The organism is Acinetobacter sp. CIP A162 (assembly GCF_000367905.1).
Lineage (GTDB): Bacteria > Pseudomonadota > Gammaproteobacteria > Pseudomonadales > Moraxellaceae > Acinetobacter > Acinetobacter lwoffii.
Window position 1 is genome coordinate 202,343 of the sequence record NZ_KB849158.1, and the last position, 23,391, is coordinate 225,733.

At 44.0% G+C, this 23,391-nt stretch carries 29 protein-coding genes; 1 reads left to right on the top strand and 28 read right to left on the bottom strand.

The genetic code is table 11. The features are described 5' to 3' along the window. Positions 1–41: 41 nt before the first annotated feature. On the top strand, positions 42–950 hold the full coding sequence (locus tag F995_RS03555) for a LysO family transporter (RefSeq protein ID WP_004645453.1): 909 nt from the start codon (positions 42–44) through the stop codon (positions 948–950). 434 nt (positions 951–1,384) lie between these two features. Here F995_RS03555 and pyrF read toward each other — a convergent pair whose 3' ends face one another. The 28 genes from pyrF to F995_RS03695 form a co-directional block, all read right to left on the bottom strand. Continuing rightward, positions 1,385–2,065 (bottom strand): orotidine-5'-phosphate decarboxylase, encoded by a 681-nt coding sequence (gene pyrF, locus F995_RS03560; protein ID WP_004645455.1) that lies wholly within the window; start codon positions 2,063–2,065, stop codon positions 1,385–1,387. Positions 2,066–2,101: 36 nt separating this feature from the next. Then, positions 2,102–2,461 (bottom strand): lipopolysaccharide assembly protein LapA domain-containing protein, encoded by a 360-nt coding sequence (locus F995_RS03565; protein WP_004278852.1) that lies wholly within the window; start codon positions 2,459–2,461, stop codon positions 2,102–2,104. Positions 2,462–2,485: 24 nt separating this feature from the next. Next, positions 2,486–2,791, bottom strand: a complete 306-nt coding sequence (locus tag F995_RS03570; protein ID WP_004278853.1) for an integration host factor subunit beta — start codon at positions 2,789–2,791, stop codon at positions 2,486–2,488. A gap of 163 nt (positions 2,792–2,954) precedes the next feature. Further along, positions 2,955–4,631, bottom strand: coding sequence for a 30S ribosomal protein S1 (gene rpsA, locus F995_RS03575; RefSeq protein ID WP_004645456.1), 1,677 nt, complete (start codon positions 4,629–4,631; stop codon positions 2,955–2,957). A 110-nt stretch (positions 4,632–4,741) separates the two neighbouring features. Beyond that, positions 4,742–5,425, bottom strand: coding sequence for a (d)CMP kinase (gene cmk, locus F995_RS03580; RefSeq protein ID WP_004645457.1), 684 nt, complete (start codon positions 5,423–5,425; stop codon positions 4,742–4,744). Positions 5,426–5,442: 17 nt separating this feature from the next. Then, the gene (locus tag F995_RS03585; protein WP_004645458.1) at positions 5,443–5,874 is read right to left on the bottom strand and encodes an SRPBCC family protein; all 432 of its coding nucleotides are present in this window, start codon (positions 5,872–5,874) and stop codon (positions 5,443–5,445) included. Positions 5,875–5,934: 60 nt separating this feature from the next. Beyond that, entirely contained in the window at positions 5,935–6,450 is a 516-nt protein-coding gene (gene tadA / locus F995_RS03590) for a tRNA adenosine(34) deaminase TadA (protein WP_004278860.1), read from the bottom strand. A 6-nt stretch (positions 6,451–6,456) separates the two neighbouring features. After that, positions 6,457–7,578 carry an enoyl-CoA hydratase/isomerase family protein gene (locus F995_RS03595; protein ID WP_004645459.1) on the bottom strand — a complete coding sequence of 374 codons (1,122 nt, stop codon included), beginning with the start codon at positions 7,576–7,578 and terminating at the stop codon, positions 6,457–6,459. Continuing rightward, on the bottom strand, positions 7,575–8,288 hold the full coding sequence (gene ung, locus F995_RS03600) for a uracil-DNA glycosylase (protein ID WP_004645460.1): 714 nt from the start codon (positions 8,286–8,288) through the stop codon (positions 7,575–7,577). The genes F995_RS03595 and ung overlap by 4 nt, the downstream gene beginning before the upstream one ends. Positions 8,289–8,334: 46 nt before the next feature. Continuing rightward, a complete protein-coding gene (locus F995_RS03605) occupies positions 8,335–8,931 on the bottom strand; it encodes a 6-pyruvoyl trahydropterin synthase family protein (RefSeq protein WP_004278864.1) in 597 nt (198 codons plus the stop codon). Positions 8,932–9,083: 152 nt separating this feature from the next. Further along, positions 9,084–10,055: a type II secretion system minor pseudopilin GspK gene (gspK, locus tag F995_RS03610; RefSeq protein ID WP_004645461.1), complete on the bottom strand. Its 972-nt coding sequence runs from the start codon at positions 10,053–10,055 to the stop codon at positions 9,084–9,086. Between the two features lie 6 nt (positions 10,056–10,061). After that, positions 10,062–10,703 carry a type II secretion system minor pseudopilin GspJ gene (gspJ, locus tag F995_RS03615; RefSeq protein WP_004645462.1) on the bottom strand — a complete coding sequence of 214 codons (642 nt, stop codon included), beginning with the start codon at positions 10,701–10,703 and terminating at the stop codon, positions 10,062–10,064. Continuing rightward, positions 10,700–11,251 (bottom strand): type II secretion system minor pseudopilin GspI, encoded by a 552-nt coding sequence (gspI, locus tag F995_RS03620; protein WP_370940780.1) that lies wholly within the window; start codon positions 11,249–11,251, stop codon positions 10,700–10,702. The genes gspJ and gspI overlap by 4 nt, the downstream gene beginning before the upstream one ends. After that, entirely contained in the window at positions 11,241–11,792 is a 552-nt protein-coding gene (locus tag F995_RS03625; protein ID WP_004645465.1) for a type II secretion system protein, read from the bottom strand. The genes gspI and F995_RS03625 overlap by 11 nt, the downstream gene beginning before the upstream one ends. A 14-nt stretch (positions 11,793–11,806) precedes the next feature. Then, a complete protein-coding gene (locus F995_RS03630) occupies positions 11,807–12,421 on the bottom strand; it encodes a TetR/AcrR family transcriptional regulator (protein WP_004645466.1) in 615 nt (204 codons plus the stop codon). 40 nt (positions 12,422–12,461) lie between these two features. Continuing rightward, a complete protein-coding gene (locus F995_RS03635) occupies positions 12,462–13,235 on the bottom strand; it encodes a TatD family hydrolase (RefSeq protein WP_004645467.1) in 774 nt (257 codons plus the stop codon). A gap of 27 nt (positions 13,236–13,262) precedes the next feature. After that, entirely contained in the window at positions 13,263–13,604 is a 342-nt protein-coding gene (locus tag F995_RS03640; RefSeq protein ID WP_004645468.1) for a PilZ domain-containing protein, read from the bottom strand. A gap of 15 nt (positions 13,605–13,619) precedes the next feature. Beyond that, complete coding sequence (locus F995_RS03645) at positions 13,620–14,600, bottom strand: DNA polymerase III subunit delta' C-terminal domain-containing protein (protein ID WP_004645469.1); 981 nt, start codon at positions 14,598–14,600, stop codon at positions 13,620–13,622. A 14-nt stretch (positions 14,601–14,614) separates the two neighbouring features. Continuing rightward, the gene (gene kdsB, locus F995_RS03650) at positions 14,615–15,376 is read right to left on the bottom strand and encodes a 3-deoxy-manno-octulosonate cytidylyltransferase (protein ID WP_004645470.1); all 762 of its coding nucleotides are present in this window, start codon (positions 15,374–15,376) and stop codon (positions 14,615–14,617) included. A 12-nt stretch (positions 15,377–15,388) separates the two neighbouring features. After that, positions 15,389–16,393 carry a tetraacyldisaccharide 4'-kinase gene (lpxK, locus tag F995_RS03655; protein ID WP_004645471.1) on the bottom strand — a complete coding sequence of 335 codons (1,005 nt, stop codon included), beginning with the start codon at positions 16,391–16,393 and terminating at the stop codon, positions 15,389–15,391. Positions 16,394–16,396: 3 nt separating this feature from the next. Continuing rightward, positions 16,397–18,124, bottom strand: coding sequence for a lipid A export permease/ATP-binding protein MsbA (gene msbA, locus F995_RS03660; protein ID WP_004645473.1), 1,728 nt, complete (start codon positions 18,122–18,124; stop codon positions 16,397–16,399). Continuing rightward, complete coding sequence (locus F995_RS03665) at positions 18,124–18,546, bottom strand: ExbD/TolR family protein (RefSeq protein ID WP_004278885.1); 423 nt, start codon at positions 18,544–18,546, stop codon at positions 18,124–18,126. The genes msbA and F995_RS03665 overlap by 1 nt, the downstream gene beginning before the upstream one ends. A 10-nt stretch (positions 18,547–18,556) precedes the next feature. Beyond that, a complete protein-coding gene (locus tag F995_RS03670; RefSeq protein WP_004645474.1) occupies positions 18,557–19,195 on the bottom strand; it encodes a MotA/TolQ/ExbB proton channel family protein in 639 nt (212 codons plus the stop codon). Between the two features lie 33 nt (positions 19,196–19,228). Next, positions 19,229–20,116: a ParB/RepB/Spo0J family partition protein gene (locus F995_RS03675; RefSeq protein ID WP_004645475.1), complete on the bottom strand. Its 888-nt coding sequence runs from the start codon at positions 20,114–20,116 to the stop codon at positions 19,229–19,231. Then, positions 20,113–20,895, bottom strand: coding sequence for a ParA family protein (locus tag F995_RS03680; RefSeq protein WP_004645476.1), 783 nt, complete (start codon positions 20,893–20,895; stop codon positions 20,113–20,115). Before F995_RS03680 ends, F995_RS03675 begins: the two co-directional genes overlap by 4 nt. 25 nt (positions 20,896–20,920) lie before the next feature. After that, positions 20,921–21,553: a 16S rRNA (guanine(527)-N(7))-methyltransferase RsmG gene (gene rsmG / locus F995_RS03685; protein WP_004645477.1), complete on the bottom strand. Its 633-nt coding sequence runs from the start codon at positions 21,551–21,553 to the stop codon at positions 20,921–20,923. An 85-nt stretch (positions 21,554–21,638) separates the two neighbouring features. Beyond that, positions 21,639–22,328, bottom strand: coding sequence for an N-acetylmuramate alpha-1-phosphate uridylyltransferase MurU (gene murU / locus F995_RS03690; RefSeq protein WP_004645478.1), 690 nt, complete (start codon positions 22,326–22,328; stop codon positions 21,639–21,641). Further along, positions 22,329–23,342 carry an aminoglycoside phosphotransferase family protein gene (locus F995_RS03695; protein ID WP_004645479.1) on the bottom strand — a complete coding sequence of 338 codons (1,014 nt, stop codon included), beginning with the start codon at positions 23,340–23,342 and terminating at the stop codon, positions 22,329–22,331. Positions 23,343–23,391: the final 49 nt, after the last annotated feature.

Here is a 23,391-nt window from a genome sequence, read left to right on the forward strand (position 1 = left end):
GTGGCATAATTTAAAGGTAATTTTTTCAATTCATTAAACTTATGCAATCGCTTTGGCTTATCTTTCAGCTTCTATTCTGTCTAGCACTCGGTTTTGCGATGGCAAAACGAATTCCGCTTTCGATTATTAAAATCTGTTTCAACCTATTGCCCTATTTTAGCTATGTTTTATTGATTGCGATTGCCTTTGAATTTTCACAATTGGTAGATGAATTACAGCATCCCCTACAGATTTTGAGTACGTCGATCAGTATTGCCTTTCTGACTTCGCTCGGTGCTTTTGCATTTTGCTATTTACTATTTAAATGGGCAGGTTCTCTTCCGAGTTCAGGTCGGGTATCCGTCGATCTAGTAGTTAAATCCTTGCTGAACATGAGTTATGCTTTTTTGGCTCTCGCAGGCGGATATTGTTTACATACAGGCTTGAATCTGTTTGATCTATCCTTGCAAATCAGCACCTGGCATTTGTTGCTAGTATTTATGTTCATGATTGGCCTGGATCTGGCTTATTCACCTTTAGATCGTTCCTGGTTAAATTTTAAAATTCTCCTGGTACCAATCGGTTGCATCTTCGGTTCATTATTCGCGGTCATGCTTTATTCATTCTGGAACACCGACATCAGTCTGAAAGATTTGATCATGCTGTCACAAGGCTATGGATTTTACTCAATGTCAGGCGTTGTCGTGACAGAACTCAGAAATGCAGAACTCGGCAGTATCGCCCTGATGAATGACCTGTTTAGAGAAATTTTTGCCATCTTACTGATGTATTGTATGGGTTGGAGATATCCAAGATCGGCCATTTCCGCAGCGGGTGCAACTGCGATGGATGTGACTCTGCCGATGGTTAAACAAGCCTGCGGGCATGATTTTATTCCACATGCCATGGTCAGTGGTTTTATTTTGTCACTGTTAGCACCAATCATGGTGAGTATACTGGCAGCGATTTAATAACTTTATCACTTTCTCAATCTCACTAAATTCCTCTTTTATAAAGAGGGACTCTCCTCCCTGGGTAATTTTTAAAGCAGAATTTTAAAACGAAGCACAAGCAAGGGGCCGGCAGAGCTGACTAAAAACTTAAATCAATATCACTTAAGGCATCGCCTACTGTTTCAATAACATCCGAAGCGAGACTGATGGCATCAGATGCCAAACTGACCACATCGATCCTCGCTGTCCGATCTGCTGAGCTTGCCTGCTTTTGTTGCTATTCTTGTTGCTTAAGCTGTTCTGCCTGTTGAATATTTTGAATCACGTCATTCTGTACTTTTTCTAATTGTGGTTCAGATGAAGTCATCATTTTTCCTTTTTATTTTATAACCATTTTTTCAATATATAAAAAAAGCCTTTCGACTGAAAGGCTTTTTGTCATTCAAACCGTATTAAAGCGTTGCCAAAATATCTTTCAAAGTCTGACGCATATTTTTAGACTGGGTAATCGGGCGACCAATTACCAGATGTGTTGAGCCATCTAGCATTGCCTGTTTCGGTGTCACAATACGTTTCTGGTCATCTGCATTCGACCCTTCTGGACGAATGCCGGGTGTCACTAATGCAAAGTCTTTTCCAATCGTTTCACGTAACATTTTCGCTTCTTGAGCTGAGCAAACCACCCCATCTAGACCACTGTCTTTTGTCAGTTGTGCCAGACGTTTTACATGCTCATTTGGCTCAATATCCAGACCAATATCTTTCAAGTCTTCACGGCCCATTGACGTCAATACAGTCACTGCAATCAACTGAGTTTTATAATTACCCGCTTGCAAACGCTCTACACAGGTTTCCATCATCTTGCGGCCACCTGAGGCATGCACATTGACCATCCACACACCCAAATCTGCTGCCGCGCATACTGCCTGTGCTGTTGTATTTGGAATATCATGAAATTTCAGATCCAGAAATACATCAAAGCCTTTATCTTGAAGTGCTTTGACAATAATTGGACCTTCATGGGTAAATAACTCTTTACCAACTTTAAGTCGACACAAGGCAGGATCTAACTGTTCTGCAATGGCTAAGGCATCAAATTGGCTTTTGGCATCTAGTGCGACGATGATACTCAAGAGATTACCCCTTCATATAGGCAAAAAATAAGCCCATTATAATGGGCTTTGATTTTCATTGGTAATATCTAATACAGTTTTTTCATGCCGGGTATGGGCTGCTGCTTCAGCGGCCATTAACTTGGCTGTATTCAACTGTTCCTTACGTAGATGTTCAATGTCTTTACGCAGTCGTTTTATTTCCCAATTCGTCTGAAAAACCCGGAAGATCTGAACGCCCAATAACAGGCCCAAAACGACACCTAAAGATAACGTGAGGAGAAGTAATAATCCCAGGCGCATTGCGGGAACTTGAGTAAATAACAAGTCCACTGACAATTCGGTACCGTTTTGCAAAACCAAAGCTAATGAATAACCAAACAGTACCAATAAAAGAATGACCAGAACGTAACGCATGAACACCCCGCAAAATATTTACAATTATTTTTGTGCAGACTCGTTCACAGCGTCACGAAGTGCCTTGCCTGGTTTAAAGTGCGGAACTGCTTTTGCAGCCACTTCTACTGATTTACCAGTTTTAGGGTTACGACCTACGCGCGGTTCACGGTGATGCAATGCAAAACTACCAAATCCACGAATCTCGATACGATTGTCAGTTGATAATGCTTCTATCATTTGATCAATCATAATTTTAACTGCTTCTTCCACTAAAGGCTCAGCCAAATGCGGATTTTTTAACGCAATACGCTCTATTAAGTCAGACTTATTAAGTGCTTCAGTAGTCATCTGCGACCTCTTTAATTATCAAGCTACTTGGGATCTATTTCCCGATAATAACCTGTTTAAATACAAAACGGTAGCGCAATAATTAAATACTACGCTACCGTTTACAGTATTTGTATAAAAAGTATTAGTTAACTTACATTAACAATACAATTCAAACGCTTACTTAGTTGCCCATTTGAGCTTTAATCAGGTCACCAATCGTCTTAGGACCATTGTCTTGACCAGCAGGAGCTGTTTTCAAGTTAGCAACTGCTTCTTTCTCTTCAGCTTCGTCTTTCGCTTTGATAGACAAGTTGATTGCGCGAGATTTACGATCTACGTTGATGATCTTCGCTTCAACTTCTTGACCAACTTCAAGGAACTTAGTTGCATCTTCAACGCGATCGCGGTTGATTTCAGATGCTTTCAGAGTCGCTTCAACTTCGTCAGCTAACTTAATAGTAGCGCCTTTAGCGTCAACTGCAGTTACAGTACCTTTAACCAACGCACCGCGTTCGTTAGCAGCAAGGAAGTCATTGAACGGATCGTTGTTCATTTGCTTGATGCCAAGGCTGATACGGTTGCCTTCAGCGTCTACAGAAAGGATAACCGCTTCAACAGTGTCGCCTTTCTTGTAACGACGAATCGCTTCTTCGCCTTGTTCGTTCCAAGAAATATCAGACAAGTGAACTAGACCGTCGATACCGCCTGGTAAACCGATGAAGATACCGAAGTCAGTGATAGATTTGATCGTACCAGAAACTTTTTCGCCTTTGTCGTGGTCTTTAGCAAACTCTTCCCATGGGTTAGCACGAGTTTGTTTGATACCAAGAGAAATACGACGACGTTCTTCATCAACTTCAAGAACCATAACATCAACTTCGTCACCAATCTGAACAACTTTAGATGGGTGGATGTTTTTGTTCGTGTGATCCATTTCTGAAACGTGTACTAAACCTTCAACGCCTTCAGCGATTTCAGCGAAACAACCGTAGTCAGTCAGGTTAGTTACGCGCGCTTTAACGATTGAACCTTTAGGGTAACGGTTCATGATCGCTAACCATGGATCTTCGCCAAGTTGTTTAAGACCTAGAGAAACACGGTTACGTTCGCGGTCGAATTTAAGTACTTTAACAGTAACTTCTTGACCCACTTCAACAACTTCTGAAGGGTGCTTGATGCGTTTCCAAGCCATGTCAGTGATATGAAGAAGACCATCAATACCGCCAAGGTCAACGAATGCGCCGTAGTCAGTAAGATTTTTGATCGTACCAGTAACTGTTTGACCTTCTTCAAGCTGAGCAAGAAGAGCTTCACGGTCAGCTGAAGATTCAGCTTCCATAACAGCACGACGTGAAACAACAACGTTGTTACGTTTAGCGTCAAGTTTGATTACTTTGAATTCTAACTCTTTGCCTTCTAAGTGAGTAGTATCACGAATAGGACGAGTATCAACTAAAGAACCTGGAAGGAACGCACGTACTGGACCGATGTCAACAGTGAAACCACCTTTAACTTTACCAGAGATAACACCAGTAACGATTTCGCCGTCTTCAAAGATTTTTTCAAGTTTAGTCCAAGTTTCTGCGCGTTTAGCTTTTTCGCGAGAAAGAACTGTTTGACCCATACCGTTGTCAAGTGCTTCAACAACTACGTCTACAGTGTCGCCAACTTGAACTTCAAGTTCGCGCTGTTCATTTAAGAACTCAGCACGGTCAACAACGCCTTCAGATTTAAGGCCAGTGTCAACAGTTACCCAATCAGAGTCAATGCTTACTACAACGCCTTGGATAACTGCACCCTTTTCAACGTTGAGGTTTAATTCGCTTGCTTCAAAGAGGGCTGCAAAAGATTCGGTCATGATATTTCCGATAAAGTCAGCGGTCTTGGATCAGACAAGGCCGGTTTAATTAAGCATCTACATAGTCCATATAAAACTGATCAAGCTATGCGTTTGCTGATAAAATTGGGTTAGTTTGCTAACTGCTGATCCACATAAGTGGTCATCAGCTGGAATACTTCATCGATATTCAAATCTGAACTATCGATAATGTAAGCATCATCCGCAGGCTTGAGTGGAGCGACAGTGCGTTCCATATCTCGTTTATCGCGAGCGATGATATTAGCTAAAATGTCGCTTATTTTAACATCCAGCCCCATGCCCTGCAACTGCTTTACACGTCTTTGCGCACGGGATTCAGCCGAGGCCGTCAAATATATTTTTGCCTGGGCGTTCGGGAAGATACTTGTCGCCATATCGCGTCCGTCTGCTACCAGACCCGGTGCCTGCGCAAAGGCATGTTGGCGTGAAACCATCGCTGTTCTAAGCTCAGGAATTGCTGCAACTTTTGAAGCAAACTCTCCTACCCGTTCAGTGCGAATAGTTTGGGACACATCTTCACCATCCAGCCACACCTGCACTCCAGTGTCGGTACTGACAAACTGGATATCTAAATTTGTTGCGATTTGTACGCATTCTGGCAATTTCGTGTCTAGAGAATCCAGCAAATCATGGTGATGCAATGACAAACCCAAAAGGCGGTATAAAGCACCAGAATCCAATAAGTGAAACTGATAATGTGCAGCCAGTTTCGCTGCTAACGTGCCCTTGCCAGACCCACTTGGACCATCAATGGTAATAATTTGAACTGTCATTGCTTTCCCGTTGTTGTTTAAACAGATTTTGCGAGTTTTGTCAGGCCTAGTTTAATCGCTGCCTGTAACTGTGCAAGGATTAATTTACTCACAAAAGGCGCACGTGCCTGCAATTCAATCGTATAAGTTACTAGCGTTTTGTCATCAGCCAGTGCTTCAAATTCAATAATACCCAAATGATGCTTGATTAACGGATTTTTAATAATCTGGTATTCGATGCGATTATTTGGCTCGAACAAGGTAATTTGTTCTTTCAGCGGCTTTATTGGCCCCATACCCATTGCACGTACCGAACCGAGTCCATCAGGATGTTCAGCATCCGCAGAATCCTTGATTCGTTCGACCTGCATCGGTGCGAAGGCAATATTATAGGTGTCATGCTTGGACATCAAATTAAAGACATCATCAAGCGCTGCCGGAAATTCTTTTTTTACTTGAATGCTGTTCATTATTGTTCCTGAAGATTGCAGATATTTGAAAGTAAGCAAATTTTAGCGGATAAAGCAGATTTATTTCTGCGTATTTAATAACTTTTCTTGTAACTTGAGTTCTCGTTTCTGCTCGCGGCGCAACTTAAAAAATGCACTGAGCTGTTCAGAACATTGCTGCTGCATGCAGCCTGCCTGGAAAGGAAATACGTGATTATAATAACCGGTTTCAAACAGTTGACGCGCACTCACCAGTGAACCTGCTTTCGCTTCAAATGCGCCAAATACTACCCGTGAAACCCGTGAATGCACCAGCGCACCAACACACATGGTGCACGGCTCTAAAGTCACATAAAGCACTGCATCATCAGGTAAACGATAATTCTGGATGTTTTGACAGGCATCACGTAGTGCAACAATTTCAGCATGCGCAGTCGGATCATTCAACGAGATGGGCGCATTAAATCCCTGACCAATGATCTGATTCTGACTGACGATAATTGCCCCGACGGGGATTTCTCCCTGTGCAGCAGCAAGTGCAGCCTGCTCGTAAGCACGCTGCATCCAGTATTCATCTGTAAATTGTGTTTCGGACATTGAGGCTTAAATCACACCATAATGCTTGAGCAGCTCATTCCAGCTTTCAATAGTCGTAACTGGAGGATTTCCAGACAGGATACCTTTTAAGCTCATATCTACACCTTTTTTCCACTCAGGACTAAGGTCTTTATCGACCAGACGCGCTCGCACTCCCTCGACAAAATCATGATGACGGATTTTCCAGTCAGAAATTTGAACTTCCAGCTCGAAAACTTCATTCCAGGAATGTACCTGCTTACCCCATTGCCATAATAGCCAGGTCAAGGCTGCGGTAGTCGGCGAACCTTTTTTCAGGTTTTCACTGGCCTGACGCAACCAGTCACTACGCGCATCACTCAGGCCAATAATCGACTCATAATCATGCTCAAAGTTGATACCACGGCAAACACTATGAATCACATCCAAGGAGTTTTGCAGCGGTCCTGGGCCGACTGGACGGTGCATACTATTCAGGGTATCATCAATGGCACGAAAGTCACCTGCAGGATAATGCTCCCAGTCGATATTAATGACTTTATCCAAAACTGAATCACGCTGTGCATCACAAATATGCGTTGCCCAGCCAATCCCATAAGCGCCCGCAGCGGTCATGATCGAACCGGTCAAGCCAGTAAATAGACCAATCGCACCACGATCTGCTAAGAAGCGGGTTGCACCCACGTCTGGATACAAACCGATATTAATTTCAGGCATGGCCAAACGTGAATAGGGCGTCACTAAACGGAAAGGCGCCGCCATAAACAGCCCCAAGCCGCCGCCCATCACATAACCTTCACCCCAGACTAAAACGGGTTTGGCATAATTATGCAATAACAGATCAAGTGCATATTCTTGCTCAAAGAATTTATTGGCAGTCGCGACTTCATCATTAATCACTAACTGACGCAGTTTACGCACATCCCCACCCGCACAGAACGCTTTCGGTGTGGTTGAATCCAGCCAGATGGCTTTTACACTGTCATCATGATGGAAATCCTGAAATACTTCCAGAAGTGCGGAAGCGATCGATTCATCCAGCGCATGCAAAGATTTCGGGCGATTTAAACGAACGATACGCCAACCATTGTGCGCTTCTTCAACAATCAAATCTGGATGATAATGTTTAGTAAGGGGAGAATATTTCATGCGTCCAGCTGCCAATCTATAGGCTCAATGCCATGTTGTTTGAGGTAATTATTCGATTTCGAAAATACTTTGCAACCAAAAAAACCACCACGGTTTGCGGCCAAAGGCGATGGATGTGCTGCCTTTAACACGAGATGCTTGTTTTGATTAATGCGCTGTCCTTTACGCTGTGCGTATGCGCCCCAAAGAATAAAGACAATATGTTCACGCTGTTCATTTAATACATCAATGACGTGATCGGTAAATTCTTCCCAACCGCGCTTTTGATGCGAAGTCGGCTGACCTGCTTCTACGGTCAGTACTGCATTTAACAGAAGCACACCCTGCTCTGCCCAATGCGTCAAGTCACCATGCTTCGGTCTTTCAACCCCAACATCAGCATGTAACTCATGAAAAATATTACGCAAAGATGGTGGTAATGCAACCCCCTTTTGCACGGAAAAGCTTAATCCATGCGCCTGATTTGGGCCATGATAAGGATCTTGCCCCAAAATTACCACTTTTACCCGATCTAGCGGCGTGATATTTAACGCATTAAAAATCAGATGATTGGGAGGATAAATGATTTTATCTGCTTTTTTTTCTTCAACGAGAAATGCTTTTAATTCATCCATTTTAGGACTGAGCAAAAATTCACTCAATCCATATTTCCAGCTTTCATCCAGCTGAACTTTATTCAGCTTGGCCAGTTGCTGTTCATTTAAAGACATTCTTCAATCCTAAATCTATGTCAATGGATTTAAAGTCACGCAGACTTTAAATCTGTACCTGTAAATCTACTGTAGGGTTATGAAATGGTGTGCCCTGTTTGAGCTTGGCAAACATGTCCGGATCTGTCCATTCAGCCTGCACTTGTTCAGAGAACTCAAGTTGCTCCAGACTAAGGATGCCCATTTGTTCATTTTGAATATCTTCTAAAAAGCTTTGTGCATAGCCGGTGTCGGTTTCATGCACAATCACAGAATAGACTTCGACATCGCCTTCACCATTTTGAGTCACGGTCGATGCCAGCACCTGCTGTGCCAGAAAGAAGAAAATACGTGAAAACTGTTCTGCTGATGGCGATACCGGCAAAGACACCCAGCGCGCACTGAAATTCTTGCAGGCCTGAATATATTCCGGATCGTCATTTTGCCAAAAGCAGATGGCATGATCGAAAGAATCAAAGAAATCCTTAATCACACCTTTAAGCAGACCAAAGTCATAGACCATTTGACCATGATCTAGCTTCGAGGCTTTTAGCAATAACTCGACTTTATAACTATGGCCATGGATCGAACGCTTACAGCGATCTGACGTGCAGTTACGCACAATATGAGCATTCTCAAACTTAAATAACTTACGAATTAACATATGCCGTAATGTCGTCAAAAAATAGGTGAATTAATTTTGATTATAAAGCAAAAGTAAAGCTTTGAGGATTAATTTTGCTGTTTAGCATGATAGGGAAAAGGCATCAGCCCGGCATTTGCGCTTATCCAGCCTGTACAATTCATGAGCTAAAATTAAAATGGCGCCATGCTACGGTAAGCGACATAAACCTGTTTGTCCTGACGAACCAGATCGCTGCTAAACTGGCGCTTACGCTCACTTAAAACCACTTCGATTCGGGCTTTAAAATAATTGGATTGCACCCCAAGCAGACTGTTAAACAAATTACGCCTGTCCGCATCGACCTGAGCGAAAGGCTCCAGTGACCACAGATCAGTCACATTGGAAAAGTGCTCCAAATTGGCCTGACGCTGATCCAGCAATTGCTGCACTGCATTCACATCCAGCTTTTCATCCATACTAGCCAAAAGAAAAGCTGAAGCGGTATTAATATTGACCAGGCTCTCCTGCACCGGTGCAGTACTCAGATAAGGTGCTATCAGCTTATATTTATTCTCTTCAAAACCGCGTACCAGCTTTAACTCTTCTACGCTATGAAATTTTGCATTCGGTGGCAAAGCAGCATTGGGCAAGCCCTGATAATAGTTAGATTCGGCGCCCATCCCCCCACTGACCAGCTCGTCTGCATCCTGCCAGTCAATGACTGCTTCACTGAGCTGTTCCGGCAAACTGGCACGTTTTAGAATCAGCTCGAACCATGCTTTGGCATTTTCATTGACTGCGCCTTCGGCAGTAATCAGGCTATTTAAATTAAACTTGCCTGATTCATCCTGTATTATTCCGGAGACATAACCGTCATCTACCGGAAAAGCTGGCATGGGCTGCGCCCAGGTTTCCTGCAGATGGTCGACCTCTGCGGCATTTTCAGCATCATCGACCAGCAATTCAGAAAAAAAGGCCTCAGCACTTTTGGCATACATTAAGGACTGGTTTTGTCGCATCAAATAGGCAGTGCTTTCAGCAGTTGCAGCCTGATGCTGGGCAATCGTGGCAGCCAAAATAGTCGCTAGCGCTACCATCACCAGAATGGTAATCAGTGCAATGCCCTGCTGCTGCTTGATCATGATCGCTTTATTCATTTTCATTTCTTATTATTCTGAGCTGGGTTGACCGGTGTTCTGAGTATCAAGCAAAAAGTCCGTATTCAATAAACTGAACATCCATTCATAACTTACACCATTCACGGTTAAATTGATTTTAATCCCTTTAGGCAAACGCTGTTTATGCTCTAACTGATTCAGATCAGCAGAAGCATCCGGCCATTGCGTGAGTTCATTCGGATTAAGTACGATGATCTGAAATTGTTCCACTTCCGACAATAAAACACTGGATTCGGGCTGATCTTGACCTGCCTGATTTAGATTCCGGTATTTCAAGCGATAAAGTTTCTGCTCATCGGCCCGATACTGATATTCAATGCGTTCATCTGGCGAAATACCCTCCTCCAGAGGATCAGTCACGCCAGTTTTACTAAAATTAAAACGGCCATTTTGCAAAACCAGAGCCGGTTGAATATCACCATTAATATTGGCCGTTAAAGGGACTGCCTGTACCGTATCCCGTAAAATTTGCTGATAGGTTTCCTGTAGCTGACCTAGACGCTGTTCATGTACTGCATTTTGATCTTTGGTTTTGACAATATAATCAAAAACTTTCCAGCCCAAAGCAGACAGCACTGCAAAGATCGCAATCGCAACCAATAATTCGACCAGGGTAAATCCTTTAGGCTTCATGGCGTATTGTTCATGCGATGATTAAAGAACATTAAACTGCTGATCCCGGATGTAACCTGGCCGGTATCCGGATTCACCAGACTGACCTGTAGTTCAATACGCTGCACATTGGGACTGATCGTCGGTTCACTGCGCTTGTCAATTTGCCAGGTTTCGCCTTGCTGGGTCAGCTGTTTGGAGGCCGTACCATCCATCCATTGCTGATTGATTTCCATTTGAGCCACTTCGTTCAGGGCAATAAACTGTGCTTTGGTGCGCAGAATGGCATTCGAGGTTGACTGGGTATATTGCATTGCAACTTTGGTCAGCGTCATGGCTGCGGTAGCGAAAATTGCCAGTGCAACCATAACTTCCAATAAGGTAAAACCTGAGGCACGATTAAGTCGAGTAACACTCGACCTGAGCGACATTGTCGCGCAAGAAAGTCCGATAGCAGCGCAAGACGAAGTCCTATGCTTGCAGCACACATGATCAAATCCATGAACACTCGCCTTAAACAACTTGATTACACCAGACCCAGCGCTCTGCTTGAAATATCTAGATTTCATTGATTTTACCCAGATGATCCACCTCAATCGCAGAGCCGACTTCGCGATCTTCTAAAAAGAACTGAATCCGTACCGGCTTGACCTCACCATTCCCCAGCCAGATCAATTGAGGAGAATTCGCCTGCGTCAGATCACGATTTTGCGCACGGGCATAACGCTGTTGTTCTAGCCCCTGAATCCGAAAAGACACATGATCCGGCAGCTTACGTAATTTAAACTCTGTATAATTCTGCCATTTTTCATTTTGCAGGTTCTGTTTAGTCTGCGCTGCTGAACGATATTCTACAATCCCATAACGAAATGGCGAGACATCGGTCGCGGGTTGCAGATCAAGCGCCAGTATTCTGGACTGGTCATTCGCCTCACGCATGACCCGCTGCAAGTCTAATAACAAAATCTCGCGTGCCTGCATGGCCTTACGCTGATCGACACCACTGGTATTCAGCAATACCAGTGAGGCCATGATTCCCATAATCACAATCACCACCATCAATTCGATGAGGGTAAAGCCACGAACTGCGCTGTGAGATGATCTGATCATACTAAGCTCTAACCTTAGGCAAACTGCTCGGCAGAATGCACCTGCTTTGGCAAAGCCAGTGCTTGATCGATATAGGCCACGCGCAAGGTATCGCGTGAACCCAGATAACGCTGATAAAAACTGGAATTGAGAATTGCAGCGGCGCCATGGGTCAGTGACCAGATCGACGCCAGATAGTCACGCACCGACATGCGGCTATGAATTGAAACCAGATAACTTTCCGTCATGCGGATGATCAGGCGTAAACGCTGTTTGCGTACCTGATACAGTTCACTGAATAGATGCTGAATTCCCACGCCAGTCGTCGACAGACGTTCTTCAATCTGATGGAACAGCACCGTACGTTCCGGATGATGTAAATGGTGCAACATAAAGAAGGCCAGATGTTCAGGAAAAGCTTTATCACTATCCTGAATCATTTCCAGCAACATGCGCTCATTACGGATAATCAGCAACATATACAGTTCATCTTTACTCTGAAAATGTTTATAGAGTGTCCCTTTGGCCAGATCAAGTTCAGCAGCAAGCGCATCTAGCGTCATTCCTGCTTCACCATTTTCCAACAGGAGCTGCTCTGCGACTTGAAAAATCAAGGTTTCTCTTGCTCGAAACTGAGCCTGACGATCCATCTTCACCCTATAAACTCTCTTGTACTTTATATAACTTTATTTACTTTAAATTTAGAAGATTTTCAAAGTTCTGCTTTGTGATAGAAGCCATTTCTTCTAGCGACTTATCATATACATCACAAAGCGCTTTGGCTACATAAGGAACGTATTTAGGCTCATTAGATTTGCCACGATACGGCATTGGCGCAAGATAAGGACTATCGGTTTCAATCAGCACACGATCCAGCGGAACCTGTTTGGCGACATCACGCAGATCCTGCGCATTTTTAAAGGAAACAATGCCGGAAAATGACACATAATAGCCGCAGTCCAGTACCGCTTTGGCGGTTTCCCAGTCTTCGGTAAAACAATGCAAAATCCCGTGAGTCGATTTTTCCGCGCGGATAATATCAACGGTATCATGCTTGGCGGAACGGGTATGAACAACTACAGGTTTTTTGGTGATTTGTGACGCATGAATATGCCGGGCGAAACAGGCCTTTTGCTCTGCAATAAAATCGGTACTGTGATAATAATCAAGACCCGTTTCACCGAGCGCCCAGACTTTCTCCGGTTGCGCCAGTTCGACCAGATATTCAGTCGTGGCACGCGCCATGGTTGCAGCATCTTCGCAAGGATGTACGCCAACGGTATATCCGACATCTGCATGACGCGCGGCAATTTTGGCCAGCTCGATATGATCATCCAGATCGACCGAGATACTCATGAATTTGGAAACACCGGCTTCACGAGCCTGAGCCAATGCCTGATCCAGATCACCATGATATGGTGTCAAATCAAGCAGGGTTAAATGACAATGAGTATCTACAAACACGATGCGTTCCTACCAAGGGTAAATTAACTACATAGTGTAACTTTTACGTCCTTCAGATTTAAGACCTGCAACCAGACGATCTGCTTCATTTTTAAAATAAACGCCTTTTTCACCGCTTAACTGGATGCCAAAGCCTTGTGGCTTGATGCCATTCTGCTTTTGCGAGACCCAGATGACTTTACCGGTTAAAGGAATTTTCTGGGTCTGGTCAGGCAAAGTCGTCAATACAAAAACCTCTTCGCCCAGTTTGACCGGCTGCTTGGAAGGAATAAAAAGCCCACCACCCACAACATAAGGCATATAGCTGGCAAACAGTGTTTCAATGTCAGGAATAGTAGCCTGAATAATACCGCCCATACGTGGTTGCATGTGATTTCCCCTTAATTAAAGATTCATCAGCTTGATAAACAGTTCATCGATGACCAGATTGCTTTGGACATTCTGCTCGAGATATTGCTTGGCGCGCTGAAAATCTTCATAAATTTTAAAAAGTGCTTCTAATGAATATTGTTCGGCAAGCACATTCAACTCAAGATCAATGTTTTTCACCGTCTGATTTAGCATGACACAAATTAAATCGGACAACAAGTATTCAAACATTTGAGCAAATTCACCAAAACTCAGGCTTTTATTCCATTTGGTCGCAATTGCCAGTGGCATATTTTTTTGAATGACCAGTTTTTGCCAGTCTTGCAGGAATTCCTGACGCAGTGGCAGCCAGGCACTTTGTGCAACCTCTAATGCCTGTAACGGCATCTGATTAGACAGGTTCATCAATAACTGTTGCTGGCTAGCGCCTGCATCTGGGAGCTGATTCTGGACATAATCGCTAAATTGTTCTGCGGAAATCCGGTCCAAAGCAAAATGCTGCAAACGACTGCGTATAGTCGCGGGCAATTTTAAATAATGATTCGCCAGTAAAATAATGACCGTATTATCACCGGGTTCTTCCAGTGTTTTGAGTAAGGCATTGGCAGAGGCAATATTCAAGGCTTCTGCCGGCTCAATCACAATCACGCGCCAGCCATCTACAGTCTGTTGCACAAAAGGCAGCAGATCGCGAATCTTCTCGATCTTGATTTTGGCATTCTGTTTTTTATTGTCGTCATCGGTACTGATATGCACATAGTTGGGATGGGTGTCTGCCTTTAACCATTGACAGCTACTGCATTCACCACATGGCCCGGCAGGCTGACGATTCAGGCATAACACCCAAGCCAGAAACTGTTGGGTAAACGCTTCTTTACCACAGCCTTTTTTTCCATAAAACAATAAACCATGTCCAAGCTTGGGAAAGCGCCCGGTCAGGGTTTCCCAAACCTGTTGCTGCCATGGATAGATATGTGCATTGACATCAAAAGGCATGTATTTGACTCTTCTTAGGCAAAATGGGAAAGATCCATCTGATTCAGGCGATCCAGATCTTCCTGGGTATCCACCCCTGGCGGCAAATTGGCTTCAGCCACCGCAATGGCAATACGGTGTCCATTTTCCAGTACCCGTAACTGCTCTAGAGATTCCAGTTTCTCCAGCACACCCATTTCCCAGGTCACATATTCTTGCAACAGTTTTACCCGATAGGCATATAGGCCTAAATGACGATAGGCCTGATCATGCAGTTTTGGTTCAGTCAGTTTCGCACCATCACGGTCATAAGGAATGGTAGCACGGCTAAAATACAGTGCTTGCTGGTGTTTTGACATGACAACTTTTACAATGCTGTCACGTTTGAATTCATCCAGTTGATGGATCGGCTCACATAGCGTCGACATGGAAGATTCAGGCTGATCTTCCAAGAGTTGAGCAACCTGTTTTACCAGTTGCGCCGGCAGTAAAGGTTCATCCCCCTGTACATTGACAATAATGTCCTCACTGGCCCAGCCTTTGATTCGAGCCACTTCACTCAAGCGGTCTGTGCCTGAAGGATGATCCGCTGAGGTAATCACCACATCAATGCCTTCAGCACGGCAAACGGCTGCAATACGCTCATCATCAGTTGCCACACACAGATCGTCAAAACCTTGCACTTTCTTGGCTTGGTCCACTACCCGCAGAATCATGGGACGACCATGAATTTCCAGCAAAGGTTTACCCGGTAAACGTGAACTGGCGAAACGTGCAGGAATAACAATGTGTTTCATAATGAATGAGCCTTAAGAAATTTGAATACCGTATTGTTGTAACTGTTGCTGCAAGACTGTATAGCAGGCTGGCGATAGGACTGCATCGACTGGCACCACCCAGATATCCTGTTTAAAATCTGGATATTGTTTAAGTAGCGCCATAATTTTTATTGCGTCTTTTTCAGTGGTAATAATCGGATTGTTATCATCGAACTGTAAATCTTCAATGTCATAGTCATGATGGTCTGGAAACTCATGACACTGAAATTGTTCTATGCCTAAATTTTGCAAGGTCTGATAAAACCGCTGTGGAAAGCCAATGCCGACTACCGCATAAAAAGCCGCTTGAGGATCAAAGATTTTATTGTTGTCCTGATTAAGCAAATAAGGCTGTGATGCAGCCAGATGCATATGCAGTTCAGAGCTTGGGTTAGCCGAATGCTCAATTACGGTTCCCGTTTTCAAACGGGTCACTGGTTCACGTAGATAACCTTCTGGAAGCAGTTTCTGATTACCCAGACCGCGATTATTATCCAGCACAATCCACTCAATCTGGCGATTCAAGGCCCAATGCTGCAGGCCATCATCACAGATAATCAGATCCAGTTCATGTTTGTGCAGCAATAACTCGATACTTTTCTGCCGGTTGGGACCAACTGCCATCGGCACGCCTGTTGCCTGTACAATCAAGGCAGGCTCATCTCCGACAATCTCCGGCAAGGTATTAAAGTCGACATAGGCAGGAAATGGACCTTGGCCGCCATAGCCTCGACTGATCACGCCTACTCGAACATTTTTCTCGGTTAAATAATCCACCAGATGAATCAACAAAGGTGTTTTACCGCTACCACCGACTGTGATGTTACCAATTACCATAACGGGAATTGGTGCACTATAACTTTTTTTAATGCCTTTTTGATAAAGCCAGTGATTGCTGACAAAACCCAGGCGATACAACCATGACAAAGGACGCAGCACCACCAGCCACTTTGCCTGTGCATTCCAAGCATCCTGAATGATTTGTGCCAGTGCCATAAGTTACTGTTCCTCAAAGTTACGCTGATGCAACTGATAATAAGCACCATGTAGCGCAATCAGTTTGGCATGACTGCCCTGCTCAACAATACGGCCCTGATCCATCACAACAATACGATCCGCGTTTTCAATCGTCGATAGACGATGTGCAATTACGATGGTGGTACGGTCCTGCATGGCTTTATCAAAGGCACGCTGAATAAAGTATTCCGACTCGTTATCCAGCGCACTGGTCGCTTCATCCAGAATCAGAATAGAGGCATTTTTCAAAATTGCTCGCGCGATGGCGATGCGCTGACGCTGGCCACCAGACAGGTTTAAACCCTGAGCACCCAGCTGAGTATTATAACCTTGCGGTAGTGCCATAATAAAATCATGCGCATAGGCTGCCTTTGCTGCCGCGATAATATCTTCATCGGAAGCACCTTCGAGCTGACCATAAGCAATATTTTCCCGCACGGTACGATTAAACAGTACTACTTGCTGGTTCACCATAGCAATCTGGGTTCGCAAGGCGGTAATTTCAAAATCTTCAATCGGTTTCTGATCCAGCAAGATCTGCCCAGAAGTTGCATCCTGATAACGCACCAGCAGATTCACCAGAGAACTTTTTCCTGCACCAGAACGTCCTACCAGCGCTACTGTTTCACCGGCCTTGACCTGCAAATTAAAGTCATGAATAGCATGATGGCCATCATCATAAATCAAGTTGACATCTTTAAACTCGATATCGCCTTTCAGGCTATCCGTTAAAGTCCCGGTATTTTTTTCTTCAGGCATATCCAGCAATTCAAATACCGAATGAGCCGCAGCCATACCACGTTGAATTTTTTCATTGATATCCGTCAAGGCTTTGATTGGTCTTGCCAGCATACCCGCCGCAGTAATATAAGCAACAAATTCACCGGCAGAGGTGTCACCCAAGATTTGTGGGCGCAAGGCAATAAACATCACGATACTCAGTGAAATGGACATGATCAACTGAACGACAGGACTATTCAACTGTTGCACAGCGACCATTTTCAAGCCACGACGCAAGTTTTCAAGCGAGTTCTGTTTAAAGCGTTCCTGCTCAGAACTTTGCCCGCCAAAACCCTTGACGATCAGGTTGGCATTCACCGTTTCCTGCACTACATGGTTCACATCACCCATGGTGTCTTGTACTTGTTGCGATAATTTACGCATCCGTCTTGCAGCTTTACTGATAATAAAACCTATGACGGGTGCAAAAATCAGGATACACATGGTCAGACGCCAGTTGGTATACAACAGGTAGCCTAATAATGCCAGGGTGATCAAACCTTGTTGCAACAAGGTTCTTAGGGCTTCAGTTGAAGCAGCGGTTAGCTGTTCAACGTTATACATGATTTTGGCAGTAATATGCCCGCTGGTATTGTCCAGATAATACTGGGAAGGTAAACGCAGCAATTTTGCAAAAACTTCCTGACGGATATTGAATACCAGATTCCGGGAAATTACCGCAGTAAAATATCCACCCATGAACAAACCCAAGCCCCGGAAGAACATGAGTATGACCACTAAAAACGGGAAAAGTGATGTGAAACTCTGGTCTTTATTTTGAATCGCCTCAATAATATATTCCAGTAATTTAGCGACAGAAACTTCCGTAGCCGCATTAATAGAAAAACCCAACAGGACAAGCAATGCAATGCCCCAAAACGGTTTTAAATAACTTAAAAGGCGAAGATAGACCTTAAAATCGTGCTTCACTAATAACCTCGGGTGGGTACTTTGGTACTGATATTAATATTTACAAATCCGAGCTGCCCGGCCACGTCCATGACACGAATCACGTCCTGATGGCTGGCTTTTGCGTCAGCTGCAATGACAAACATTAAATCACGGCGTTCATTAGAAATCTGTTTAATTGCAGTATTTAAATCCGCGACTTCCTTACTGGCCAAGGATTGACCATTGACTGCGTAATGACCATTGGCATCCACAATCACTTCGACTTTTTGATCATAGCTTTTAGGCGGTACACCCTGCGCATCAGGCAAGGTCAGATTCATTCGGCTCATTTGGCTAAAAGTCGTCGATAACAGCAAAAAGACCAGAATAAACAGCAGACAATCAATCATCGGTGTCAGATTAATATGTACATCTTCCACCTGGTTGCGTTTGAATTTCATCATCCGCCTCCTAGCTGGCTTTTTGCATGTCTTGGTCTATGTCTGCATGATTGCGATAAAAAAGATCCGCATGAAACAAAGTCGCTTGCTGTTCAAGTTCAGCCACATATTCCTGAACCAGACGCTGAAAATAACGGTGCGCAAACAGTGCAGGAATTGCAATCAACATACCGGCTGCCGTGGTAATTAAAGCCTTGGAAATACCCGGCATCATCAATACCGGATCACTCCCGGTACCTACATCGATCATCAGGAAAGATTCAATAATCCCAAGTACAGTTCCCAATAAACCGAGTAAAGGCGCAACTGCGCTCAAAGTTCCCAGAAAATTAATGTTTTTTTCCAGATAACCAATTTCCTGTGATGCCACCACTTCCATCTGTGCGCGAGCATACTGCTCACCTTGCTGCTTGCTGGCATAGCCTGCAGTAAATACCCGACCCAAAGTGCTTTGCTTTAAGGCCGCACTTTGATTCATTTTTTGCATGACTTGTGCTGTATTTTGCGAAGGCCCCATCAACAGTGTCAACGGAAGTACTGCATTCTTTTTCAGGCGAATCAGACGCTCGATCGAAATCGCCAGCATAAAGATAGAACACAAGACCAGGGGCAGCATGAGCCAACCACCTGCTTTAACCAATTCCCACATCTAATTTATTCCCCAATAAAAAAAATATATAAATTATTCATCTTCTAAAATAGAAAGAATGCCATCAAGTTCTTCTAAAGAGTGATAGCTAATAACCAGTTTCCCTTTACCTTGCTTGTTATAGTCAATTTTAACATCTGCACTGAAACGCTCTGAAAGGCGCTGGGTCAATTGCTGAATATCTGGTGCTACCGCTTCTTTTACTTTTTCTTGTTTAGGTGTATTGAAATCACGGACTAACTGCTCGGTTTGACGCACAGACAGACTTTTTTCAATTACGATATCTGCAACTTTGAGCTGATCTTTAGCTTTTAAGGTTAAGATCGCACGTGCATGCCCCATATCCAGCAAACCTTGTTGCATAAAGTCTTTCACTTCTTCAGCCAAGCTGAGCAAACGAAGCAGGTTACTCACTGTCGTACGCGCTTTACCAACGGTATCTGCAATCTCCTGATGGCTTAAACCAAATTCTTCATGGAAACGCTGTAAGGCCAGCGCCTGATCAATCGGATTCAGATCTTGACGCTGAATGTTTTCAATCAGCGCCAGTGCAATGGCAACCTGATCATTCAGATCCCGTACAATCGCAGGAATTTCGGTTAAACCCGCTAACTGTGCCGCACGCCAGCGACGCTCACCTGCAATAATTTCATACGGATAGCGCTCATCGTCAACCGGTCGGATCACGATTGGCTGCATGATGCCATGCTTTTCAATCGATGCCGCCAGTTCTTGCAAATCCTGCTCGTTAATATAACGGCGTGGCTGGTATTCACCGCGCTTGAGCAAGTTTACATCGATCTGTTTTAGCTGACCATGATCAATGCCTTGGGCTTCCATCTGTAATTTTTCTTTTTGAATTGATCCCAGCAAGGCATCCAAGCCACGACCTTTGGCGAGTCCACGTTTCTTGACGGTCATGCTTTACTTCCTTTTTTCACTTTGCTTTTCTTTAATACTTCAGCTGCCAGATTTAAGTAAGCAACCGCACCCTTTGAACTTTTTTCAAAATAAATCACTGGCAAACCGTGCGCCGGCGCTTCAGCCAGACGGATATTTCGTGGAATCACGGTTTCATACAGTTTTTTACCAAAATATTGTTCTAATTCTTCAGATACGTCACGGGTCAAGGCATTGCGTGCATCGTACATGGTGCGTAATACACCAACTATTTGCAGATCTGGATTCAAGGCCTGTTGAATTCGGTCGATGGTTTGGGTTAAATCAGCCAGACCTTCCAGTGCATAGTATTCACATTGCATTGGAATCAGCACACCATCCACTGCAGCCAAAGCATTGACAGTAATCAGGCTTAAACTTGGTGCACAGTCGACAATGATATAGTCGAACGAACCTTCAATTTCCTGCAATGCATCACGCAAAATGAACTCGCGCCCTTCCTGCTCTGCAATCGCAAGCTCAACCCCAGCCAGATCACGGTTTGCCCCAAGAACCTTGTAGCCGACTTCTGCTTTAGAGATCGCCGTTTCAATCGGTACTTCACCCAGCAGTACATCGGTAACCGAATAAAGCAGGTCATTCTTCTGAATGCCAGACCCCATGGTCGCATTGCCTTGCGAATCCATATCGACCAGCAAAACACGTTTTTTTAACACAGCTAAAGATGCCGCCAAATTTACTGCGGTTGTGGTTTTACCGACACCACCTTTTTGATTTGCAATCGCAATAATTTGTGCCATGTTGCCCCCAATCCCTTTAAAAATCTTAAATACGTTTTAATAGAAGTAAATGACGCTGTTCGTCTAAGCGCGGAACTTTAAGTTCAATAATCTCACAACTAAATTCATTTTTTAAAGTAGCAACTTCATCTTCAGGAATTAAGCCTTTCATTGAGGCAATAATTGTTTGCTCATGCATATACGGCTTAGAAGCATCAACAAAGTCCGTTAATGATGCAAAAGCACGACTGGTAATCACATCAAATTGACCCAGTTCATTAATGCTGTCTTCATTTTCTACGCGGGTTTGTACCGCAATGACATTTTTGAGTTTCAAGTCAGCAATAAACTGCTTGAGGAAACGAATTTTTTTACCGTTAGAATCCAGTAACACACATTCACGCTCAGGCTGACATAAAGCAATGATCATGCCCGGCATACCACCACCTGTGCCGATATCCAGTAATCGACCCGCTGGAAGATCTTTCAGAATGCTCAGACTATCGAGCAGATGCTTGACCAGCATTTCCTTAGGATCACGGATTGCAGTCAAATTGTATGCTTTGTTCCACAACACCAAAGCATCCTGATACTTGAGTAATAAATTTAAAGCTTCATCAGATAGCTCTAAACCCAAAGCCTGGCTACCCTGCTTTAGTTCTTGAAAAAACATGTGCATAAACAATCTACGCTCGAAAAAGTTAGGTGGAAGTATACCGTTTTCTCTATATTGGCACAGTAGGCAGTGCTTAGCGAATATTCACTTAAGCAAACTTCCCTTCACGGATCGCCGTATCCAGTGCCGCTAAACGCTCCGGGGTTCCCACATCAACCCAAATGCCTGCCAATTTAGAAGCGGCAACCTGCTGATTCTGCATTGCCGCTTTTAGCAATGGCGCTAAAGGACGCTTGCCAGTCTCTAAGCCTTGGAACATCTTTGGATCAAGCACGGATACACCACTAAAAGTCAGGTTTTCACCTTCGACTTGCTGATCAAAGGTATAAGCTTTACCTTCTGCAAGCGTGAAATCACCCTCTGGGTGTTGTTCAGGGTTCTGCACAAGTACGAGATGCGCCAAATTATCCTTTAGATCAATATCCAGTAAAGGTGCAAAATCCATCGTGGTCCAGACATCACCATTTAACAGAATAAAAGGTTCATCACCGAGTAGCGGCAAGGCATTAATGATTCCACCAGCGGTTTCCAGACCTTCACCCTCATGTGACCAAAGGATGTTAATGCCAAATCGTGAACCATCGCCCAAAGCTTCTGCGAGTTTTTCACCGAGCCAAGCCGTATTGATGACAATTTCAGTAACACCGATCGCAGCCAGTTTCTCTATATGCCAGACGATAAGTGGCTTGCCACCGACTTCAAGCAAGGGTTTCGGGGTATGCAGCGTTAGCGGCCGCATACGATTACCGAGTCCTGCGGCCAAAATCATCGCTTTCATTCAGGCAGCCACCTCATATGAGCCATATTTAGCTTCAAATGCAGGCATCACTCTGTCACGCATAAACTGCATGAATGGCTCTAGTTCTGCATAAGCCTTAGATTCTTCAAGCAGATACCACATCACACGTGGTAAGTCCTTGAGATAACCTGACTTGCCATCACGTTCAAACAGACGCACAAAAATACCTAAAATCTTGATATGACGCTGAATCGCCATCATGTCGGCGTCTTTTTTAAACTGTTCAAAGTCACGCTCTTCTTTAGCAGATGCTGGCAACAAGTCATAAAAGTTTTTGAACCAGCGATACACACGATCGGCATTCCACTGTACATAGGCATCACGGGTAATCGAGATCAAGTCATAAGTATCCGCACCAATCACAGCATCCTGAAAATCAATCACACCGAGTTCGGTTTCATTGTCGATTTTAATCAAGTTACGACTATGGAAATCCCGATGCACGATCACCTGTGGCTGTGCCAATGCGGCATTCGCCAAAATCGCAAAAGTGCGTTTGATCAAGGCGCTTTCTGATTCAGTCAGTTGAACCTTTAACGCTGGTAACATCCAGTCAGTCAGCAATTCCATTTCCGAGATCAGTTTTTCATAAGAATATGCCGGGAAATGCCCTTCTCCAGCAATCGATTGTAGTTGAATGAGCTGCTTAAAGCTTTGCTCATAATAGGCATCTACAGTCTCGTCATTCAGCAGATTCGACAGCAGCACATCACCAAAGTCTTCGAGCAGTAAAAAGCCATTTTCCAGGTCTTTTGCCACGATATGCGGAACACGCACGCCATGTGCATCAAAAAACTCATCTATCGTCACAAAAGGCACACAATCTTCTTTTTCTGGTGGTGCATCCATCAGCATAAATGTTTTATTATTCAGTTTGATTCGTGCATAACGACGGAAGCTGGCATCACCTGCTAAAAAATGAGTTTCAAATTGATCTGAACCGAGTACAGAGGCAATCCAAGATTGTATCAATTGTTCGCGTTGTGTATTCATTTGCAATTAATTCTAATACAGGCTGAGTTTTTAAAGTGCTAAGTGTAGC

What these genes read in the sequence shown, in the direction of transcription:
- F995_RS03695 (WP_004645479.1), bottom strand. Translation starts at nt 23,342, where the DNA reads ATGAATACACAACGCGAACAATTGATACAATCTTGGATTGCCTCTGTA.
- kdsB (WP_004645470.1), bottom strand. Translation starts at nt 15,376, where the DNA reads ATGAAACACATTGTTATTCCTGCACGTTTCGCCAGTTCACGTTTACCG.
- rpsA (WP_004645456.1), bottom strand. Translation starts at nt 4,631, where the DNA reads ATGACCGAATCTTTTGCAGCCCTCTTTGAAGCAAGCGAATTAAACCTC.
- gspK (WP_004645461.1), bottom strand. Translation starts at nt 10,055, where the DNA reads ATGAAAATGAATAAAGCGATCATGATCAAGCAGCAGCAGGGCATTGCA.
- F995_RS03640 (WP_004645468.1), bottom strand. Translation starts at nt 13,604, where the DNA reads ATGCAACCACGTATGGGCGGTATTATTCAGGCTACTATTCCTGACATT.
- tadA (WP_004278860.1), bottom strand. Translation starts at nt 6,450, where the DNA reads ATGTCCGAAACACAATTTACAGATGAATACTGGATGCAGCGTGCTTAC.
- F995_RS03675 (WP_004645475.1), bottom strand. Translation starts at nt 20,116, where the DNA reads ATGACCGTCAAGAAACGTGGACTCGCCAAAGGTCGTGGCTTGGATGCC.
- F995_RS03680 (WP_004645476.1), bottom strand. Translation starts at nt 20,895, where the DNA reads ATGGCACAAATTATTGCGATTGCAAATCAAAAAGGTGGTGTCGGTAAA.
- F995_RS03665 (WP_004278885.1), bottom strand. Translation starts at nt 18,546, where the DNA reads ATGAAATTCAAACGCAACCAGGTGGAAGATGTACATATTAATCTGACA.
- F995_RS03625 (WP_004645465.1), bottom strand. Translation starts at nt 11,792, where the DNA reads ATGATCAGATCATCTCACAGCGCAGTTCGTGGCTTTACCCTCATCGAA.
- F995_RS03670 (WP_004645474.1), bottom strand. Translation starts at nt 19,195, where the DNA reads ATGTGGGAATTGGTTAAAGCAGGTGGTTGGCTCATGCTGCCCCTGGTC.
- F995_RS03570 (WP_004278853.1), bottom strand. Translation starts at nt 2,791, where the DNA reads ATGACTACTGAAGCACTTAATAAGTCTGACTTAATAGAGCGTATTGCG.
- F995_RS03595 (WP_004645459.1), bottom strand. Translation starts at nt 7,578, where the DNA reads ATGAAATATTCTCCCCTTACTAAACATTATCATCCAGATTTGATTGTT.
- gspI (WP_370940780.1), bottom strand. Translation starts at nt 11,251, where the DNA reads ATGAAATCTAGATATTTCAAGCAGAGCGCTGGGTCTGGTGTAATCAAG.
- cmk (WP_004645457.1), bottom strand. Translation starts at nt 5,425, where the DNA reads ATGACAGTTCAAATTATTACCATTGATGGTCCAAGTGGGTCTGGCAAG.
- F995_RS03645 (WP_004645469.1), bottom strand. Translation starts at nt 14,600, where the DNA reads ATGCCTTTTGATGTCAATGCACATATCTATCCATGGCAGCAACAGGTT.
- F995_RS03585 (WP_004645458.1), bottom strand. Translation starts at nt 5,874, where the DNA reads ATGAACAGCATTCAAGTAAAAAAAGAATTTCCGGCAGCGCTTGATGAT.
- F995_RS03605 (WP_004278864.1), bottom strand. Translation starts at nt 8,931, where the DNA reads ATGTTAATTCGTAAGTTATTTAAGTTTGAGAATGCTCATATTGTGCGT.
- F995_RS03630 (WP_004645466.1), bottom strand. Translation starts at nt 12,421, where the DNA reads ATGGATCGTCAGGCTCAGTTTCGAGCAAGAGAAACCTTGATTTTTCAA.
- F995_RS03555 (WP_004645453.1), top strand. Translation starts at nt 42, where the DNA reads ATGCAATCGCTTTGGCTTATCTTTCAGCTTCTATTCTGTCTAGCACTC.
- lpxK (WP_004645471.1), bottom strand. Translation starts at nt 16,393, where the DNA reads ATGGCACTGGCACAAATCATTCAGGATGCTTGGAATGCACAGGCAAAG.
- murU (WP_004645478.1), bottom strand. Translation starts at nt 22,328, where the DNA reads ATGAAAGCGATGATTTTGGCCGCAGGACTCGGTAATCGTATGCGGCCG.
- rsmG (WP_004645477.1), bottom strand. Translation starts at nt 21,553, where the DNA reads ATGCACATGTTTTTTCAAGAACTAAAGCAGGGTAGCCAGGCTTTGGGT.
- gspJ (WP_004645462.1), bottom strand. Translation starts at nt 10,703, where the DNA reads ATGAAGCCTAAAGGATTTACCCTGGTCGAATTATTGGTTGCGATTGCG.
- ung (WP_004645460.1), bottom strand. Translation starts at nt 8,288, where the DNA reads ATGTCTTTAAATGAACAGCAACTGGCCAAGCTGAATAAAGTTCAGCTG.
- F995_RS03565 (WP_004278852.1), bottom strand. Translation starts at nt 2,461, where the DNA reads ATGCGTTACGTTCTGGTCATTCTTTTATTGGTACTGTTTGGTTATTCA.